We start from the raw sequence: 18009 nt of genomic DNA on the forward strand, positions 1-18009 counted from the left end.
CTGCGTGGCCAGCCCGGGCAGCTACGCGGCGCGGCGCTCGTTACAGGTGGATCGTGCGGTCCGCCACAGCCAGGCATGCCTCGCGCAAGGCTTCCGGGAGCGTCGGATGCGCATGGCTCGTCCGCGCCACGTCCTCGGCCGCCGCGCCGAATTGCATGACGGCGACCGCTTCATGGATCAGACTGCCGGCGTCCGGCCCCAGGATGTGCACGCCGAGAATCTTGTCCGTCCTGGCGTCCGCCAACACCTTGACCAACCCGTTCTTCTCCAACCGCGCCTTGGCCATGGCGTTTGCCGAGAACGGAAAGCGCCCGACGCGATAGGCCACGCCGGCCGCCTTGAGGTCGTCCTCGGTGCGCCCGACTGAGGCCAGTTCCGGCCAGGTGTAGACGACGGCGGGGATCGTCCCGTAGTCGACATGGCCTGCGCCGCCGGCAAGGCGTTCGGCAAGGGCGATCCCTTCCTCTTCCGCCTTGTGGGCCAGCATGGCGCCGCCGATGACATCGCCGATGGCGTAGACCCCTTCGGCGCTGGTTCGAAAGCCGTCGTCGACCGGAATAAAGCCCTTGCGGTCGGGCTTGATGCCGACCGTCTCAAGGTCGAGCCCGGCGGTGGCGGGGCGTCGGCCAATCGAAACCAGCACGACATCGGCCTTGATGGTTCCCCGCGCGCCTTCGCCCATGGGCTCGACGTCAAGGACGACGTCGTCGCCGTCCATCCGCGATCCGACCACCTTGTGCCCGAGGCAGAACTCGAAGCCCTGGGCCTCGAGCACCTTGTGCAGCGCCGTCGACATCTCCGAGTCGACGCCGGACGCGATCCGGTCGAGCACCTCGATAACCGTGACCTCGCTGCCGAGCCGGCGCCAGACCGACCCCAGCTCCAGTCCGACGTAGCCGCCGCCGATCACCGCCAGATGGCGCGGCGCCGCCGTCAGGCTCAGCGCGCCGGCCGAGGTGACGATCCGTTGCTCGTCGATGGGCAGATCGGGCAAGGTCGCCGCTTCCGATCCGCTGGCGATGACCACCGCCTTGCGGGCCTGCACCTCGAAGGGGCCGTCGGCGCCGCTCACCTCCACGCGGTCGCGCGCCAGCAGCCGCCCGCGGCCCTGGAGGCGTGTGACCTTGTGCTTGCGCAGGAGGTAGGCGACCCCTTCCCCCAGCTCGGTCACCACCTTGCCCTTGTGCCGCATAACGCCGTCAAGGTCGGCCCGCACATTGTCGACCAGGACGCCGAACGCTTCCAGGTTGCGCGCCATCTCCAGCCGCTCGGTGGCCTGCAGCAGCGCCTTGGACGGAATGCAGCCGATGTTCAGGCAGGTTCCCCCGAGCACTTCGCGGTCGTCGATGACGGCCACCGACATGCCGAGCTGGCTCGCCCGGATCGCGCAGGGGTATCCGCCTGGCCCGCCCCCGATGATCACCAGATCATACGACATCGTGGAAGCGCCCATGGGGTCAGGCCTTGCTGTGGATGGATGGGTGAAGAGGGCGCGGCCAGCCCATGGAGCCAGCATCAGGCGCCGACCTAGCCAGGGCGGCGTCACGCGTCGCCATTCGGAACCCGCTCCTGGGGAGGGCCGGCAGTCGGCGGAAGTCGATGTCCAGGTCCTGATCCGGCAGCCGGTAGCTCAGGTCGGCGAGCAAGCCGACGGCGCGCTCCATCAGGTCGATGACGATGCTTTCGCCCGGGCAACGGTGACCAGTCGCCGGATCCCCTCCGCCTTGGGGAATGAGACCGAACGGGTCTCCGGCGCCGTCGATGAAGCGCTCCGGCCGGAACTCCTCGGGATCGTTCCAGCCCGCGGGGTCGTGATTGGAGCCGAAGAGATCGAGGACGACCTGCCGGCCCTCCGGGAAGACGAGATCGCGCCAGCGAAACGGCGTACGCACGCGCCCGATCACCGCCGGGAAGAACGGGTAGAAGCGCCGCACCTCCTGAACGAAGGCGCGGCGGCGCCCGGGGTCCGCGGCGGCCAGGCGGGCCGCCTCGGGGTGCGCCTGCATCGCGTGCGCTACAAACACGATGTAGACCGAGGTCGCCACGGTCGGCCGGAGCACATTGGCCAGCTCAACCGCCGCCGTCTGGAGCGGCAACGGTTCGCCATCGCCGGCGCGGGCCCGGGCCCAGGCGTGAGAGGCGGTCTCCGGATCCGGAGACAGACGGCCGGCGCGAATGTCTTCGATGATCGACGCCAGCCAGGCGTCGACGCGCCGACGCGCATGCCTTGACCACAGGTGACGTGGTCCTCGCGATCCGGCTGCGTCGAACAGCGCCCTCAGGTGACGGACCCGTCTCGCTTCTTCCTCCGGCGCAAGGGGCACCCCGGCCCAGGCGCAGACGGCGCGGGTCAGAACCGGCTGCAGGGCATCGTACAGCACGATGTCTTCCTCACCGGCCCATTCGACGGCCGCGCGCCGCCACTCCGCCTCGAACAGCTCGCCCAGCCGCGCGATCCGTTCCGGCGACATGAGGGACATGAAGACGCGCTTGCGAGCGCGGTGCGCCTCGCCGTCCAGGCCCTGGACGCCGCCCTCTCCAAGGAGCGTCCGACGAACGGGCGCCGGCATCGCGCCGGCCCGCGAGATTCGGGCCTCGTCGTAGAAGACCCGAGCCGCCTCGCGGCCCCTCAAACAGATTGTCTCCTTCAGCGCCAGACGGGTCTCGAAGGCGTCGGCGCCGGCCTGCTCGAACAGGCGGGAGAGGCGCCGGTACGGGTCCGCCAACAGGGCCAGGGTCTGGTCGCCAAGTCGCGACGTCCGCCTATGCGCCATCGAAGTCCTCCAGATAGAAGAGCGGTCCGCGACGGGAGCTCCGGATCTCGTGCAAACGTCGCCGTGACCCAATGGCTCCAGGGTCATCTTGCCAACCGGATATTCGACCGGTCGGCGGGCGCGGCGGATCCGCGAAGAGTGGGTCGAACTGATCGAGGGCCGGATTCACAGCGGAGCGGACGGATCGTGCAGCGCTTCGATCACCTTGCAGGCGGAGACCCGGCCGCCGGCGCATTCCGCGGTCATGCGCGACAACTCGCGCTGGAGGGCCCGGAGCCGGGCGATCTTCTGGGTCACATCGGCCAGATGGCGTTCGGCCAGAGTGCTGGCCTCGGCGCAGGGTCGATCCGGGTGATCGGACAGATCCAGCAGGGAGCGGATCGAATCCAGATCGAAGCCCAGTTGGCGGGCATGCCGGATGAACGACAGGCGGCGTTCCGCCGCGTCGTCATACATGCGCCGGTCGCTGGCGGTGCGCAGCGGGGCAGGAAGCAGACCGATCTCCTCATAGAAACGGATGGTCGGGACCTTGACGCCGGTGGCGGCCGCCAGCTTGCCGATGGGGCGCAGGCCGGGCGAGGCGGAAGAGGGCAAGGTCATCGCGTCATCTCGGGGCGGCGGACTGAACGGCGGACGGCGGGTCGAGGGAGGGTCATCGACCCAGCCCCATGAGGACGATGGCGATGCCGAAGGCGCCGATCGTTGAGACGCCGGTGAGAGCCATGCCGAAGGCGCGGGCGGCCGCGCCGCGGGGATAGCCCATGGCGAAACACACACGACCGACGAGATAGAGGGCGACCAGCACGGGCAGGAGGATCATCTCCTCGCCGCGCAGAACGGTGGCGAGGACGAGGTGGGCGCCGACCGCCAGGACTGTCTGCTCAAGCGAGTTCTGGAGCACGGCGGCGGGTACGGCGAGCCTGGCGCTGGGCGCCGCAAAGGCGGAGCCCGGCCGGTCGGCCCCCGAGCGGAACCGGATGCTGGCGACGGCCCTCACGCAGGCGGCGAGCCACAGGAAGACCGGGAGGTCCGCCTTCAGGGCATAGGCCAGCCGATCGGCCGTCGCCATGTCCGGCGCGGCCCCAAGGAGCGGCGGCGGCAGCCAGAGCCAGGCCGATGCGACCGCCCCGGCGGTGATGAGGATCGCCAGCGCCGAGCGGACGGCGATTCCCCTCTGGTCGGCGGACAGGGTCATCGCGCCGCCCGTCCCAGGGTCGAGGCCGCCGGGCGGCTATCCGAGCTCCGAGCGGTCAGGAGGAGCAGCGCGACACCGCAAACAATGGCCGCGTCGGCCAGGTTGAAGGTCGGCCAGTGGGCCTCGCCCCAATGAAGGTCGATAAAGTCGGTGACCGCACCGGAGCGCAGCCGGTCGAGCAGGTTCCCGATCGCTCCGCCGGCAATGAAGCTCGCCGCGACCGCAGTGACGGCGCTTCGCGTCCGCCAGATCCAGGCCAGCAAGGCGCCGACGATCACAAACGCCACGGCGCTCAGCGCCCATCGCCCCGCGTCGCCCGAGCCGGCGAACAGGCCGAAGGTGACGCCGGGATTGAAGCCCAAACGCAGTGCGAGGAACGGCGTGAGGTCCACCGGGGCGGCCAGCTGAGCGCGGGCTGCGGCCTTGGCGGCCTGATCCAGAGCTGCGATCAGCACGACGAGCGCAAAGGCGATCGCCTGCAGGCGTCCGGGAGCACGTCGGGTCGGGTGCACGGTGATCATAAGGCCTCCAATGGATTTCAACCGATTATGCTTCCTCTAGCTACTAGAGGATCAAGCCGGTTTCGGCCAATAGGCGCCTTTCAGACCAAGCATTCATTTTCGGCTTGATCCTCAAGCGACTGGAGGATGCATGCTTCCATCGAAAGGTGACCCGATGACTGAATCCCTCCCGTCCTGTGATCCGGCCTCGTCCGGCTGTGGTTGCGGCGCGGCCGTCAAGTTTGACGGCGCCATTCCGGCCTATCGGCGCATCCTGATGGCGGTGATCGCCATCAACGGCGCCGCCTTCCTGGCCATTGCCGGCGGCGCGGCCTTGCAGGGCTCGGCCTCCCTGGGCGCCAACGCCCTCGACTTCCTGGCCGACGCCGCCACCTACGGCATCAGCCTGGCCGTGATCGGCCGTTCGGTCGCCGTGCGGTCCGGCGCAGCCATGATCAAGGGCGCCAGCCTCGCGGCGCTGGCCTTGTTCATCCTGGGCTATGCGATCTGGCGCGCCACGACCGGAGCGGCGCCGGAGGGCTTCATCATCACCGGACTAGGCGCTCTGGGTTTCTTCGCCAACGCCCTGGCCGCCCTTCTGCTGGTCCGCCACCGGGAGGGTGACGCCAATGTCCGTTCGGTCTGGCTGTGCACGCGCAACGACCTGATCCAGAGCCTGGTGGTTGCGGCGACCGGGTTGGCTGTCTGGCTGACCGCCTCGCGCTGGCCCGATCTCATCGCCGGTGCAATCCTGGCGGTGATCTTCCTGCACTCCGCTTGGTCGATCCTGAAACAGTCCCGCGAAGAATTGAGGGCCGCGGCGTGACGGCGAGTTTCACCCCCGCGCTCGGCCATGCCGCCCTCAGCGGCTTTTATGACCCCGTGATCACCATGCTGACGCGCGAACGCGTATGGCGGGCGCGGCTGCTCGACCAGGTCGCGCCGCAGCCGGGCGAGACGGTCATCGACCTCGGCTGCGGAACCGGCTCATTCGCCGTGAGCCTGGCGCAGCGGGCGCCGGGCGCGCGCATCGTCGGCGTCGATCCTGACAACGATATTCTCAGGCGCGCGGCGGCGAAGGCGGCGGCGGCCGGCCAGAACATCCTGTTCGTGGAGGCCTTCGCGCGTGATGTCGCCGCCGTCCTCGGCGACCGCGCCGCAGACAAGATCGTGTCCAGCCTGGTCTTCCATCAGCTGCCCATGGAAGAGAAACGGCGAGGTCTGGCGGCGAGCTTGCGGGCGCTCAAGCCCGGCGGGACGCTGCACATCGCCGACTACGGACGTCAGACAGGCTCCATGCGCATGCTGTTCCGCATCGTGCAGTCGCTGGATGGTTACGAGAACACGCAGCCGAACGCCGACGGCGTGCTGCCAGACCTGATCGTCGAGGCCGGCTTCACGGATGTCCGCGAGGTCGATGTCCTGCCGACCTTGACGGGCGCGATCGCCTTCTATCGCGCGGTGCGACCATGAAGCGGTTACGAAGCGGGCGGAGCGTGATACAGGGCCGTATGGGATGCGGATCGGCGAGACGAGGGAGGATGGCGATGCTACTGGCGTCGTTCCTGTCGTTCTTCGTCCTGATCACTGCGGTCGATGCCGCCGCCTGCGTCGCGGAAGAGGCCGGGGCTTCGCTCACGGCCGCCACGGCCGAACGGTTCGTTGGGCCTTCAGGGGAAGACAATGCCGACCGCGGAACCGTCGGTCTGCGCGGCGGCGCCCACTGTCAGTGCCACCATGGCGGCGTCGCGGCGCTGCCCGCGGCGCCGGAGATGAGCCCGACGGTCAAAGCCAGCGGACCACACCCGGTTCTGTTGGTGGACCGTCGACCGTCCCGGAAGCCCGCCGGACCGGAACGCCCACCGAGAGGCTGATGGGACTGCGCGCGAACGCGCGCCTTCCACGTCAACCTTCCGGGAAACAGGACCTATGCCATCTCCTAAACGCCGTCTGCCGCACCCCGCGGCCGGCGGAGCCGCGATCGCCCTCGCGGCGATCCTGGCCATGCTGACCGCAGGGTCAGCCTTCGCCGAACCCGTCACCCTGGCCGAGGCGCTGTCTCGCGCCGCGGCCTCTTCGCCCACGCTGGCCGCCGCCGAAGCCGATGTCGCCGCCGCCGTCGGCCGCGCGCAACAGGCCGGGTTCCGGCCCAATCCCGAACTAGGCCTCGAGGTCGAGAATTTCGCCGGCACCGGCGGCTTCTCCGGCGTCGACGACGCCGAGAGCACGTTGAGTGTGGGCCAACGGTTCGAACTCGGCGGCAAGCGGCCCGCGCGCGAGCGCGCCGCCCAGGCCGAGGTGGACGCCGCCCGGCTGCGCTTCGCGGTCGCGCAGGCGGACCTGGAACAGCAGGTGCGCGACGCCTACGCCGAGGCCTGGGCGGACGGCCGCCGGGTCGAACTGGCCCGCGATCAGTTCATGCGCGCTGATAACCTTCAGACCATCGCCACCGAACTGGTGGACGCCGGTCGCGAACCGCCGCTGCGAGCTCTGCGAGCGCGCACCGCCGCCCTAGAAGCGGTCGGACGGGTTCGCGCGGCTGAAGCCGAATACGCTGAAGCTCAGCGGGCGCTCGCCGCCCTGTGGGGCGGGGGCGAAGACCTGCCCGAACCGACCGCAGCTGAAACCCCGACGGCGTCCGGCGCCGTCATCGACCCGGCCAGCGCGCTCGACGTGCGCCTCGCCGAAGCCGAAGTGGAGACCTCCATCGCCGTCGTCGAGCGAGAACGGACCCTGTCCCGCCCCGATGTGACCGTCAGCGTGGGCGCCCGCCAGTTCCGGGGCACGGACGACACAGCTCTGGTGTTCGGCGCCTCCATGCCGATCGGTCTGTTCGACCGGAACCAGGGCAATATCGCCGCCGCCAACGCCGAGCGGACCGGAGCCGAGGCTCGCCGCAACGCCGCCCTCGCCGGCGCCATCCGGCGGACCCGCGACGCCCAGGCCGCGCTGCGGACGGCCGAGGCCCAACTGGCCTTCCTCAAAACAAGGGCCGAACCCGATGCGGTCGAAGCCGTGCGCATCGCGCGTGAAGGCTTCTCGGCTGGCCGCTTCACCCTGCTGGACGTGCTGGACGCCGAAGAGGCGCTCAACACCGTTCAGGCCGACATGATCACCGCCGAGCTGGAGCGCGCGCAAGCCGTCGCCGCCCTGACACGCGCCACCGAAACTGAAGGATCCGCCCAATGAAGAGATTCACAAACCAGCAACGCCTCCTCGGCGGCGCGGCGGCAGCCGTGATCGTTCTCGGCGGCGGGTTCGCCGTCTGGAGCATGACGCGTGGTCCGGAAGCGCCGGCGGAAGCCGTTGCGGAAGCCGAAGAAGAACACGGCGCCGGCGAGGCCCTGGAGATGGACGCCGCCCGTATTCAGGCGGCCGGCATCATCCTCGCGCCCGTGGGCAGCGGCTCGCTCAGCGCCGAGATCGTGGCCCAGGGCACCGTCGTTGGCACGCCCCAAGGGGAGGCCGTGCTTGCGGCCCGCGCCGACGGCGTGATCACCGGCGTCTCACTGCGCCTCGGCGACAGCGTGCGCGCCGGCCAGACCGTGGCCCTGATCGAGAGCCGCGAGGCCTCCTCCATCGCCGCCGAACGGGCGACCGCCCAGGCTCGCTTGACCGCAGCCCGGCAGGCGCTCGCCCGCGAGCAGCGGCTGTTCGACTCGCAGATCACCGCGCGACAGGATCTTGAAGCCGCCCAGACCGTCATGGCGGAAGCCGAGGCGGAAGCGCGACGGACCTCGTCCGCCGCCGCCGCCGCCCGGGTCTCCGGAGACGGCCGCAGCACGGGGGTCGTCAGCCCGATCAGCGGGCGGGTGACCTTGTCCAATGCCACCCTCGGCGCCTTCGTGACGGCCGGGACCGAACTGTTCCGGGTCGCCAACGCCAGCCAGATCGAGGTTCAGGCCTCGGTTTCCGCCGAGGACGCGGGCCGGATCGCTCCGGGCGACCGGGCCAGCATCACCCTGCCGGAAGGCGAGGTCCAGGCCACGGTGCGGTCGATCACCCCGGGGGTGGATGCGGAAAGCCGCGCCGCCACCGTCCTGCTCACCGTCTCCGGCGTGGGAGGCTTGCGTCCCGGCCAGGCGATCGCTGTGCGGATATACACCCGCGACGCCGGAACCACCGAGGGCGTGTCGGTGCCTGAAGAAGCCATCCAGACCGTCGAAGGCCGCGACGTGGTCTTCGTCAGGACCGCCAACGGCTTCACCGCGGCGCCGGTCATCGTCGGCCAGCGCAGCGCCGGCCGGGCCCAGATCACCTCCGGCCTGACGGCCGGTCAGACCATTGCCACCCGCAACGCCTTCCTGCTCAAGGCCGAGTTGGGCAAGGGCTCGGGCGAGGAAGAATAGATCATGATCGCCAACCTCATGGCCCTGTCGGTGCGGGCGCGATGGATGATCATCGCCCTCGTGTTGATCGTCTCCACCTACGGCGCCTGGCAGCTCACACAGCTGCCGATCGACGCCGTTCCCGACATCACGAACAAACAGGTTCAGATCAACACTCAAGATCCGTCTCTCTCGCCCGTCGAGATCGAAAAGCGCGTCACCTTCCCTGTCGAGACCGCCATGGCCGGCATCCCCGGCCTGCATTCGACCCGGTCGGTGTCGCGTAACGGCTTCTCGCAGGTCACGCTGGTCTTCGACGAGAAGGTCGACCTCTATTTTGCGCGCCAGCAGGTCAATGAACGACTCGTCCAGGCCCAAGCGGGCCTGCCCGACGGCGTACAACCCCGTATCGGCCCTGTCACGACGGGCTTGGGCGAGGTCTTCATGTACGCCATCGACTACACCAACCCGGGCGGTCGCGGCGCGACCGTTCGCAACGGCCAGCCGGGTTGGCAGTCGGATGGCTCCTTCCTGACGCCCGAAGGCGATCGGCTGACGGACGACGTGTCTCGCGCGGCCTATCTCAGGACCGTGCAGGACTGGATCATCGCCCCGCAACTGCGGACGGTGAGCGGTATCGCGGGTGTTGACACCATCGGTGGCTTCGAAAAGCAGTTCGTCGTCGAGCCGGACCCGACCCGTCTGGCCCAATACGGCGTCTCCTTCAGCGAACTGGCCGAAGGCCTAGAGGCCGCAAACCTTTCGATCGGCGCCAACTTCGTCGAGCGCGGCGGCGAGGCCTATCTCGTGCGGGCTGACGCCCGTATCCGCAGCCTCAGTCAGATCGAGGAGGCGATCGTCGCCACGCGCGGCGGCGTTCCCGTCGCCGTGCGCGACGTCGCCGCCGTTCGTCTCGGCGGCGATCTGCGCACAGGCGGCGCGACGATGAACGGCCACGAGGTCGTCATCGGCACCACCCTGATGTTGATCGGCGAGAACAGCCGCACCGTCGCCCGCTCGGTCGGCGAACAACTGGAGACGACCGTTCGGTCGCTGCCGCCGGGGATCAAGGTCACGCCGGTGCTGGATCGCTCCAAACTGGTCAACGCCACGATATCGACCGTTGAGCGCAACCTGATCGAGGGTGCGATCCTCGTGGCCGTCGCCTTGTTCCTGCTGCTCGGCAACCTCCGCGCCGCCCTGATCGCCGTGGCGATCATCCCTCTCTCTTTCTTCATGACGGCGATCGGCATGAATTTCATGGGGGTCTCAGGGAATCTGATGAGCCTGGGGGCGCTCGACTTTGGCCTCATCGTCGACGGCTCGGTGATCATCATCGAGAACTGTCTTCGTCGGCTGGCCGAACGACAACACCACGAGGGCCGTCTGCTGAGCCTGCGCGAACGGCTGGAGGAAACCACCATAGCCACCCAGGAGATGATCAAGCCGACCGTCTTCGGTCAGGCGATCATCCTGCTCGTCTTTGCCCCCCTGCTGACCTTCCAGGGCGTGGAGGGCAAAACCTTCTCGCCCATGGCCATCACCTTGATGCTGGCGCTGGTCGCGGCCTTCATCCTGTCCATCACTTTCATCCCGGCCATAGTCGCCGTGGTGATGCGCAACAAGGTCTCCGAGAAAGACGTCTTCTTCATTCGTTGGATCAAGGCGAAATACGAGCCGGTGCTGCGTCAAGCCGTGGCTCGTCCCTGGCCCTTCGTGGGCGGCGGTCTGGCCCTGTTCGCCGTAGCCGGCATGGTCTTCACGATGCTCGGTCAGGAATTCATCCCGACGCTGGACGAACGCAACCTGGCCCTGGCTTCCCAGCGCGTGCCCTCGACGGCGGTAGAACAGTCGCTGCGCATGCAGGTGGGCGTGGAGAGGGCCATCACACAGCTGCCGGAAGTCGAGGTGATGTTCTCCAAGACGGGAACAGCGGAGGTCGCCACCGATCCGATGCCGGCTAACTTCTCCGATGGCTTCATCATCCTCAAGCCGCAGGACGAATGGCCAAAAGGAGTGGACACCAAGGCCGACGTGATCGAGCGCGTCGAGGCTGCGGCCAATGCCCAGGTTGGGCAGGCCTACGAACTCAGCCAGCCGATCGAACTGCGGTTCAACGAACTGATCGCCGGCGTGCGCGGCGATGTGGCCATCAAGCTCTATGGCGACGACCTCGACAAGCTGACGGCCACGGCCAATCAGATCGCGGCCCAGCTCAACGCCACCCCGGGCGCGGCCGACGTCAAGGTCGAACAGACCGACGGCGCGCCGTCGCTGGACGTCACCTTCGACCGGGCCGCGATCGCCCGGTTCGGCCTGACCGTGGCGGAGGTCGCCGACACGGTGGCCGCCGCCATGGGCGGGCGCGAGGCCGGGCAGCTGTTCGAGGGCGACCGGCGCTTCGATGTGGTGGTGCGCGTACCCAACGCCAGCCGAAACGACCTCGACGCGATCGGTGCCCTCCCCGTGATGCTGCCGGAGCAGGAAGGCCGCGTTCGCGCGTCCGTGCCCTTGCGTCAGGTGGCCACGTTCCGCTCCGCCGAGGGGCTGAACCAGATCAGTCGCGAGAACGGCAAGCGCCGCGTTGTGATCCAGGCCAATGTCCGCGGCCGGGACGTCGGGTCCTTTGTTACCGAGGCGACGCCCAAGGTCGAGCGGGTGCCGCTTCCGGCGGGATCGTGGATCGAGTGGGGCGGGCAGTTCCAGAACCTGAAGGCGGCGTCCGATCGCCTGGCTCTGGTGGTTCCGATCTGCTTCCTGGCCATCTTCGCAGTGCTCTTCCTCGCCGTAGGAACGCTCGGTCGGGCGGTGGCGGTCTTCCTCACCGTGCCCTTGGGGTTGGCGGGCGGGGTCTTCGCCCTGGCGCTCACCGGCATCTCCTTCTCGGTGTCGGCCGCGGTGGGTTTCATCTGCCTGGCCGGGGTCGCGGTCTTGAACGGCCTGGTGGTCATGTCGTCGATCCGGCAGCGGCTCGATGACGGGATGGAACTCACCCGCTCCATCATCGAGGGCTGCATGGAGCGGGTCCGCCCGGTCATCATGACGGGTCTCGTCCCGGCCATCGGTTTCGTGCCCATGGCCTTGGCTCACGGCACCGGAGCCGAGGTGCAGAAGCCCCTGGCCATGGTCGTCATCGGCGGCCTGATCACCGCGACCCTGCTCACGCTGCTCGTCCTGCCGGCCATGAGCCGGCTGGTCCTGGGCCTGACCGAGGGGCGGCGTTCCAAACCTAGCGACGCGCCGGCCGTGGAACCGGTCCCGGCGGAATAGTCCCGGTCCCCGCCGCCGCCTCGGCGGCGGGGACGTTTCATCAGGAGATCATTATGTCCGCTGCAATCCCGCTGGTGCCCTTTCCAATAAAGCTCTTGCGCATCTACACCGACGAGGCCGCCTATTTCGGCGACCGCAAGGTCTTCGAAATCGTGGCCGAACGGGCCCGGGCGGCCGGCGTCGCCGGCGTGACCGTTCTGCGAGCCCTGGTTGGGTTCGGTCACACCTCACACATGCATCGGCGTCATCTTCTGGATGATGATCAGGCCCTGATCGTCGAAATGCTCGACGACGAGGCGAAGCTTCGCGCCTTCGTCCAGACCCTGACGGATCTGGAGCATCTGGGCCCAATCACGCTTGAGGCGGTCGAGGTTCTGCGCTGGCCCCACGCCGCGACCGGCGCTGTTTAGATACTGGAAGGGCGCGAGATGGAGAACACATGAACACCCCTGAAACCGATGGAGAACACATGAACACCCCTGAAACCGAAAGCCGCCAGCGACAGGTTCTGCTTGTTGTGTTCGCTCTCAATGCCGCGCTGTTTCTCGGTCTTGGCGTTGCCGGGTGGTTGGCTGACTCAAGCGCCTTGCTGGCCAACGCCCTGGACAATGCTTCCGATTCGGCCGTCTACCTGATCAGCTTTGCGGCGGTTGGCCGGGCTCTTATCTGGAAGACCCGCGCCGCTCGGGCGTCCGGGATCATGCTCCTGATCTTCGCGGGCGGCGTTCTGTTGGACGTGCTGAGGCGGACGCTGACGGGGACCGAGCCGATCGGCTGGACGATGATGGCCATGGCTGTGGTGGCCGCCATCGTAAACTTCGTGTGCCTGGAGCTGATCCGGCGCCAACGCAGCGATGACGTGAACATGAAGGCCGCCGAGACCTTCAGTCTCAATGATTTCGCCTCCAACGGCGGCATCTTGATCGCGGGCGGATTGGTCCTTTGGCTGGATCAGTCTTGGCCGGACCTTCTCGTGGGCCTGATCGTGGCCGGGATCGCCGTGAAGGGCGGCCTGGAAATCCTCCGCGACGCCGCCCGCTCGCGTCTAGAGGAGAGCGAGTCTCAATGAGCCCTGCGATGATTGACATTCAATCCGTCCAACGCTGGCGCAAAGGAGGCATCCTGGTCGGCGGAGTGCTGCTCCTCGGTTGCACGATGTTCATCACGCCCTGGCCTTCGCTCGATCATCCGGCAGAGCAACTAGGCTTGGTTGCTATCGCGGTCTGCGTCATAGGCCGCGCTTGGTGTTCGCTCTATATCGGCGGTCGCAAAAAGCAGGAAATCGTGTCGACGGGTCCTTATTCCGTCAGCCGGAATCCTCTGTACGTCTTCAGCTTCATTGGGGCATTCGGGATGGGCGCGCAGTCGGGCCTGACCGTAGGAATCGCATTTGCCTTTGCCTGCTGGGTGGTCTTTCGAATCGTCGTGGACTGGGAGGAACGTTTCCTCACCGATGCGTTCGGGCGCCCCTATGAAGACTATCGCAATAGCACTCCCCGTTTTCTTCCCGATCCGTCGCTTTGGAGAGACGATGCTGAAGTCGTTGTCCGGCCAGCATTCTTCATTCGGACGATCCGGGACGGAAGCGTCTTCCTTCTGGCGCTTCCGCTCTTCGAAGCGATAGAGGCAATCCAGAGGTTCCAAGGCTTTCACACCTTGGTGCAACTACCTTGAGGCCGGGCACCGCTAAACACTTGAGCGATCATGAAGACATCGACGGTAGTGCCCGTGCGATGGCGCACTTCGACTGACTTCGCGTGGGCGATCTCCTGGCGCCCCTGCGCTTTCGCCAGCGGCGCTCGCGTTCTTGCACTGTGACCAGCAAAGGCGCGCCGCGCGGCGTGGTCCTGGGGGGCGGGGCGCGCGGGGCCGTCGAGACGATCGACGGTGTCGACAGCCCTCGACGACCTCCACGTCTGGGTTTCGGGCGCCGAGACCGTCGCAGCCCTCCTCGAGGCGAGGTTCGCGAACAACTCCACCGTCCAGATCGAGACACATCCCTGTGGAGAGGTCGAGGACAGCTATCGCTGACCGGGCCGGCGTTCGGCTGAGGATAAGCAAATGGGCGGAAAGAGACTAACGGTGCGCGGACGCAGCCCCGGCTGGTCCGAACGGCCCTACAGCAAACGCCGCGCCGGGCGCCGCAGGCGGCCGGAGCCCCCCCGGCCGGTGCTCGACCTCGTTGCAGCCCTGATCAGCCTTGGGCTCGCCGTCGGCGGGGCGCTCGTCTTCGGATTGAGGATGTCCGGCGCCTTCAAACTGCCGCTGCATCTCGGCTACGGCGCGATCCTGGCGCTGCTCGGCGCCGCCTGTCTCGTCAGCGCCCGGCGCGGCTGGCCTCGCCGTGTCACAGCGATCGGCCTGGCGGTCGCCCTCGCAGTTGGAACGGCGGTGCTCTATCCAGGTGGGCCGCCCTGGCCGTGACGATAACCTTTCCTTGCCCGCTCCAGGACTAGGGTCCGGCATGTCTCGCGCCGCCGACGAGCCGATGAACCCGAGCCCGCCGCGCATCGCCCGCGGCGGCTTGCTGGACGCGCTCCGCTTCGTCGTCGGGGCGCTGATCATCCTCTACCATTTCCGCGAGGCCTCGCCGGTGCCGCTGCCTGAGCTGCATCCGGTGTTCGAGCGCGGCTATCTGCTCACCGACTTCTTCATCATCGACTCCGGCTATGTCCTCGCTCGCATCTACGGCGACCGGCTCGCCGCCGGCCAGGTCTCGCTGCGTGCCTATGCGCGCCAGCGGTTGCTGCGGGTCGTCCCGGCCCACCTGGTCGTCAGCCTCATCCTCATTGTCCTCGTCGGCGGCGCCGCCCTGGCGGGGATCGCGCCCAGCAATCCGCGCTGGTTCGACTGGTCGCAACTGCCCGCGCAGGTGCTGCTGGTCCAGGCCTATGGCGTGCCGGGCGGGCAGGGGTGGAACGCCCCGACCTGGACCCTCTCGGCCCTGATCGGCTGCTATCTCCTGTTGCCGTGGATCTGCCGCGCCCTGTGGCGCTGGCCGCCGGTCGTCGTGGTCATCGGCGCGACTCTCCTCGTCGTCGCCGCCGACGTCGCGGCGTGTTTCTGGCTCGGCGATCCAATCTACCGCCTGCCGATGCGCTACGGCATCCTGCGCGCCCTACCGCTGTTCCTGCTCGGGGTCGCGGCGGCCTTCTACGGCGCGCGGGTCTACGTCGGGCCGCGTCTGGCCGGAGCGATCGTCGTCGGCGCCGCCGTCGCCCTGGGGGTCCTTCAGGCCTTCGGCGCCTTCAGCCTGCTGTCGCTGGGCCTGATGACCGTGATCATCTGGGCCGCCGGCGCCGTACCGGTGCGCAGGCCTTCGCGGCTGATCGAGCATCTGGCCCTGATGTCTTTTTCGATGTTCCTCACCAATGAGGTGAGGAACATCGTCTGGTTCGGCCTGCTCGACGCCCTGGGACAGGAGGCCTGGTCGTCCGGGGTTCGCTGGGCCCTGTGGACCGTCGGCTTCGTCTGGGCCTTCGTGGCCGCCGCGGTGTTCCGCTACGGCTTCGACCGTCCGGTCCAGACCTGGCTCAATCCTTCCGGGTTGACGCGGACCGACGGGGAGAAGGCTCGGTGTCCGGCGCCGCCTGTAGTCACGCCGGAAAGTCTCGGCTCTGGGGGGCCGGGAAAGAAACTGGCTGAACGCGCGGCGCTCCGGTGAAGGAACCGACACCGGTCGTTTTCCTTTGCATCTCCAGTGGCTGGAGGACGTAGTCTCCGGCTGAGTGACGACAGGAGCGGGCATGGCGGCGGAAACCTTCGAAAGCCGATACCGGGTCAGCGGCATGGATTGCGCCGGTTGCGGCCGCAAGATCGACACCGCCGTTCGCCAACTGCCGGGCGTGGAGGACGTTTCCGTGACGGTGCCGACCGGCGCGCTCAGGGTTCGGCATGGCGGCGAGGTCACCGACCAGGCGGTCCTGGGTCAGCTCCGCAGTCTTGGTTATGACGGGGAAGCCCTGACGCCCTCCGGGAGCGCCGGCCCGGCGGCTGGCGATCCCGGCAATGCTGTTGGCCGGGAGGACGCTAGGCCATGGTGGTGGACTGGAAAGGCGCGCCTGACCGCGCTTTGCGGTCTGGCGCTGCTCACGGCCTATGGCGTGGGGACGCTGTTTCCCTCTGTCGAACTCTACGCCTTTCTGGCGGCGTTGGCCGTAGGGCTTGTTCCCGTGGCGTGGCGCGCGCTGTCGGCGGCCCGCTACGGCACGCCCTTCTCCATCGAAATGCTGATGACCATCGCCGCGGTGGGCGCGGTCTTCATCGGTGCGGCGGAAGAGGCCGCCGCCGTCGTCCTGTTGTTCCTCATCGGCGAGATGCTGGAAGGCGTGGCGGCGGGGCGCGCCCGCAATAGCATCCAGGGTCTCGCCGCCCTCGTGCCCAAAACCGCCTTTGTCGAGGTCGACGGCGTGACGACGGAAGTCGCAGCCGAATCCGTGGAAATCGGGGCTCTCATTCTGATCCGGCCCGGCGACCGGGTGCCGGCCGACGGCGAGATCATCGAGGGCGCCGGGGACCTCGACGAGGCCCCCGTGACGGGCGAGAGCGTGCCCAGGCGCAAGGTCGTCGGCGATCCCGTGTTCGCCGGCACGATCAACGGCGGCAGCGTTCTGAGAGTCCGCGTCACGGCTTCGGCCTCGGACAATACCATCGCCCGCGTCGTGCGGCTGGTCGAGGAGGCGCAGGAGTCGAAGTCGCCGACCGAGCGCTTCATCGACCGCTTCTCCAAAATCTACACCCCGGGCGTTCTCGTCTTCGGGGCCCTCGTCGCCACGGCGCCGCCGCTGCTCTTTGGCGGGGCGTGGAGCGAATGGATCTACAAGGGCCTCGCCGTCCTGCTGATCGGCTGTCCCTGCGCCCTCGTCATCTCCACCCCCGCCGCCATCGCCGCCGGCCTCTCGGCGGGGGCCCGGCGCGGCCTGCTGATGAAGGGCGGGGCGGTTCTGGAGACGCTCGGCAAGATCACGGCCATCGCCTTCGACAAGACCGGCACCCTGACCGCCGGCAAACCCGTCGTCACCGACCTCGTGGCCGGATCACACGATTCCTCAGCCCTGCTGTCCCTGGCGGCGGCGCTGGAGACGGGGTCCAGCCATCCGCTGGCCCTCGCCATCCTCGCCCGGGCCGAGGCCGACGCGATCTCCGCCCCGCCGGCCGCCGCCACCCACGCCATCGCGGGCGAGGGCGTCGAGGGCGAGGTCGGCGGTGAGCGGATCTTCCTCGGCTCGCCCCAGGCCGCGGCCAGGCGAGTCCCGATCTCGCCGGCCCAGGACGCCGCCATCGCCGCCCTGAACGCCGAGGGCAAGACCGTCTCCGTCCTCATCGCCGGGGGCGGGATCGCCGGGTTCCTGGCCATGCGCGACGAGGCCCGTCCCGACGCCGTCGCGGGCCTCGCCGACCTCAAGGCGCGGGGCATACGCACCATCATGCTGACCGGCGACAACCGCCGCACGGCCGAGGCGGTCGCCGCCGGCCTGGGCATCGAACCCCGGGCCGAACTGCTGCCGCAGGACAAGCTGGTGATCGTCAAGGCCCTGCAGGCGGAGGGCCTGGTCGTGGCCAAGGTCGGCGACGGCATCAACGACGCCCCGGCCCTGGCCCAGGCGGATGTCGGCATCGCCATGGGCGGGGGAACCGACGTGGCGCTGGAGACGGCGGACGCCGCGGTCCTGCACGGGCGGGTGCGGGACATCCCCGACATGATCGCCCTGTCGCAAGGGGTGATGGGCAATATCCGGCAGAACATCACCATCGCTTTGGGGCTGAAGGCCGTCTTCCTGGTCACCACCGTGATCGGGGTGACCGGCCTGTGGCCCGCCATCCTGGCCGACACCGGGGCCACGGTGTTCGTCACCGCCAACGCCATGCGGCTGCTGCGCTGGACCCCGCGTCACCAGACCTGAGGGAAGGACCGCCGGATCGGAGACACCCGGGTCCGGATC

General features: G+C 68.4%; 18 protein-coding genes. 13 read left to right on the forward strand and 5 right to left on the reverse strand.

Going from position 1 to position 18009, the window contains the following annotated elements; genetic code table 11:
* Positions 1-40: 40 nt before the first annotated feature.
* From lpdA to lspA, 5 genes are all read right to left on the reverse strand, one after another.
* Positions 41-1453, reverse strand: a complete 1413-nt coding sequence (gene lpdA / locus GYM46_RS08825) for a dihydrolipoyl dehydrogenase (RefSeq protein WP_164952649.1) — start codon at positions 1451-1453, stop codon at positions 41-43.
* 4 nt (positions 1454-1457) lie between these two features.
* Positions 1458-2726, reverse strand: a complete 1269-nt coding sequence (locus GYM46_RS08830; protein ID WP_244304219.1) for a cytochrome P450 — start codon at positions 2724-2726, stop codon at positions 1458-1460.
* Between the two features lie 213 nt (positions 2727-2939).
* Positions 2940-3374 carry a MerR family transcriptional regulator gene (locus tag GYM46_RS08835; protein WP_052004910.1) on the reverse strand — a complete coding sequence of 145 codons (435 nt, stop codon included), beginning with the start codon at positions 3372-3374 and terminating at the stop codon, positions 2940-2942.
* A gap of 52 nt (positions 3375-3426) precedes the next feature.
* On the reverse strand, positions 3427-3969 hold the full coding sequence (locus GYM46_RS08840) for an MAPEG family protein (protein ID WP_035307551.1): 543 nt from the start codon (positions 3967-3969) through the stop codon (positions 3427-3429).
* Positions 3966-4490, reverse strand: a complete 525-nt coding sequence (gene lspA, locus GYM46_RS08845) for a signal peptidase II (protein ID WP_164952650.1) — start codon at positions 4488-4490, stop codon at positions 3966-3968. The genes GYM46_RS08840 and lspA overlap by 4 nt, the downstream gene beginning before the upstream one ends.
* A gap of 154 nt (positions 4491-4644) precedes the next feature.
* Between lspA and GYM46_RS08850 the strand changes: the two genes are divergently transcribed.
* The 13 genes from GYM46_RS08850 to GYM46_RS08910 all read left to right on the forward strand — a co-directional run bounded on the left by GYM46_RS08850 (position 4645) and on the right by GYM46_RS08910 (position 17970).
* Positions 4645-5295 carry a cation transporter gene (locus tag GYM46_RS08850; RefSeq protein WP_164952651.1) on the forward strand — a complete coding sequence of 217 codons (651 nt, stop codon included), beginning with the start codon at positions 4645-4647 and terminating at the stop codon, positions 5293-5295.
* Entirely contained in the window at positions 5247-5942 is a 696-nt protein-coding gene (locus tag GYM46_RS08855) for a class I SAM-dependent methyltransferase (RefSeq protein WP_244304221.1), read from the forward strand. The genes GYM46_RS08850 and GYM46_RS08855 overlap by 49 nt, the downstream gene beginning before the upstream one ends.
* 68 nt (positions 5943-6010) lie before the next feature.
* Positions 6011-6343 carry a hypothetical protein gene (locus tag GYM46_RS08860; protein ID WP_164952652.1) on the forward strand — a complete coding sequence of 111 codons (333 nt, stop codon included), beginning with the start codon at positions 6011-6013 and terminating at the stop codon, positions 6341-6343.
* Positions 6344-6398: 55 nt separating this feature from the next.
* Positions 6399-7658 carry a TolC family protein gene (locus GYM46_RS08865; RefSeq protein ID WP_164952653.1) on the forward strand — a complete coding sequence of 420 codons (1260 nt, stop codon included), beginning with the start codon at positions 6399-6401 and terminating at the stop codon, positions 7656-7658.
* Complete coding sequence (locus tag GYM46_RS08870; RefSeq protein ID WP_164952654.1) at positions 7655-8818, forward strand: efflux RND transporter periplasmic adaptor subunit; 1164 nt, start codon at positions 7655-7657, stop codon at positions 8816-8818. Before GYM46_RS08865 ends, GYM46_RS08870 begins: the two co-directional genes overlap by 4 nt.
* A gap of 3 nt (positions 8819-8821) precedes the next feature.
* Positions 8822-12067: an efflux RND transporter permease subunit gene (locus GYM46_RS08875; RefSeq protein ID WP_164952655.1), complete on the forward strand. Its 3246-nt coding sequence runs from the start codon at positions 8822-8824 to the stop codon at positions 12065-12067.
* Between the two features lie 53 nt (positions 12068-12120).
* On the forward strand, positions 12121-12477 hold the full coding sequence (locus GYM46_RS08880; RefSeq protein WP_164952656.1) for a DUF190 domain-containing protein: 357 nt from the start codon (positions 12121-12123) through the stop codon (positions 12475-12477).
* 59 nt (positions 12478-12536) lie between these two features.
* Positions 12537-13136, forward strand: a complete 600-nt coding sequence (locus GYM46_RS08885; RefSeq protein WP_164952743.1) for a cation transporter — start codon at positions 12537-12539, stop codon at positions 13134-13136.
* Between the two features lie 8 nt (positions 13137-13144).
* Positions 13145-13741, forward strand: a complete 597-nt coding sequence (locus GYM46_RS08890) for a methyltransferase family protein (protein ID WP_244304223.1) — start codon at positions 13145-13147, stop codon at positions 13739-13741.
* Positions 13742-13954: 213 nt separating this feature from the next.
* Entirely contained in the window at positions 13955-14098 is a 144-nt protein-coding gene (locus tag GYM46_RS08895) for a hypothetical protein (RefSeq protein ID WP_164952658.1), read from the forward strand.
* A 30-nt stretch (positions 14099-14128) separates the two neighbouring features.
* Positions 14129-14491, forward strand: a complete 363-nt coding sequence (locus tag GYM46_RS08900) for a hypothetical protein (RefSeq protein ID WP_164952659.1) — start codon at positions 14129-14131, stop codon at positions 14489-14491.
* Positions 14492-14531: 40 nt separating this feature from the next.
* On the forward strand, positions 14532-15731 hold the full coding sequence (locus GYM46_RS08905) for an acyltransferase family protein (protein WP_244304225.1): 1200 nt from the start codon (positions 14532-14534) through the stop codon (positions 15729-15731).
* Positions 15732-15813: 82 nt separating this feature from the next.
* On the forward strand, positions 15814-17970 hold the full coding sequence (locus tag GYM46_RS08910; RefSeq protein ID WP_164952660.1) for a heavy metal translocating P-type ATPase: 2157 nt from the start codon (positions 15814-15816) through the stop codon (positions 17968-17970).
* Positions 17971-18009: the final 39 nt, after the last annotated feature.

It is taken from the genome of Brevundimonas mediterranea (assembly GCF_011064825.1).
GTDB lineage: Bacteria > Pseudomonadota > Alphaproteobacteria > Caulobacterales > Caulobacteraceae > Brevundimonas > Brevundimonas mediterranea_A.

Excerpts from the sequence above, each read along its gene's own strand:
- lpdA (WP_164952649.1), bottom strand. The coding sequence starts at position 1,453 with ATGGGCGCTTCCACGATGTCGTATGATCTGGTGATCATCGGGGGCGGG.
- GYM46_RS08835 (WP_052004910.1), bottom strand. The coding sequence starts at position 3,374 with ATGACCTTGCCCTCTTCCGCCTCGCCCGGCCTGCGCCCCATCGGCAAG.
- GYM46_RS08840 (WP_035307551.1), bottom strand. The coding sequence starts at position 3,969 with ATGACCCTGTCCGCCGACCAGAGGGGAATCGCCGTCCGCTCGGCGCTG.
- lspA (WP_164952650.1), bottom strand. The coding sequence starts at position 4,490 with ATGATCACCGTGCACCCGACCCGACGTGCTCCCGGACGCCTGCAGGCG.
- GYM46_RS08850 (WP_164952651.1), top strand. The coding sequence starts at position 4,645 with ATGACTGAATCCCTCCCGTCCTGTGATCCGGCCTCGTCCGGCTGTGGT.
- GYM46_RS08860 (WP_164952652.1), top strand. The coding sequence starts at position 6,011 with ATGGCGATGCTACTGGCGTCGTTCCTGTCGTTCTTCGTCCTGATCACT.
- GYM46_RS08865 (WP_164952653.1), top strand. The coding sequence starts at position 6,399 with ATGCCATCTCCTAAACGCCGTCTGCCGCACCCCGCGGCCGGCGGAGCC.
- GYM46_RS08870 (WP_164952654.1), top strand. The coding sequence starts at position 7,655 with ATGAAGAGATTCACAAACCAGCAACGCCTCCTCGGCGGCGCGGCGGCA.
- GYM46_RS08875 (WP_164952655.1), top strand. The coding sequence starts at position 8,822 with ATGATCGCCAACCTCATGGCCCTGTCGGTGCGGGCGCGATGGATGATC.
- GYM46_RS08880 (WP_164952656.1), top strand. The coding sequence starts at position 12,121 with ATGTCCGCTGCAATCCCGCTGGTGCCCTTTCCAATAAAGCTCTTGCGC.
- GYM46_RS08885 (WP_164952743.1), top strand. The coding sequence starts at position 12,537 with ATGAACACCCCTGAAACCGAAAGCCGCCAGCGACAGGTTCTGCTTGTT.
- GYM46_RS08890 (WP_244304223.1), top strand. The coding sequence starts at position 13,145 with ATGATTGACATTCAATCCGTCCAACGCTGGCGCAAAGGAGGCATCCTG.
- GYM46_RS08900 (WP_164952659.1), top strand. The coding sequence starts at position 14,129 with ATGGGCGGAAAGAGACTAACGGTGCGCGGACGCAGCCCCGGCTGGTCC.
- GYM46_RS08905 (WP_244304225.1), top strand. The coding sequence starts at position 14,532 with ATGTCTCGCGCCGCCGACGAGCCGATGAACCCGAGCCCGCCGCGCATC.
- GYM46_RS08910 (WP_164952660.1), top strand. The coding sequence starts at position 15,814 with ATGGCGGCGGAAACCTTCGAAAGCCGATACCGGGTCAGCGGCATGGAT.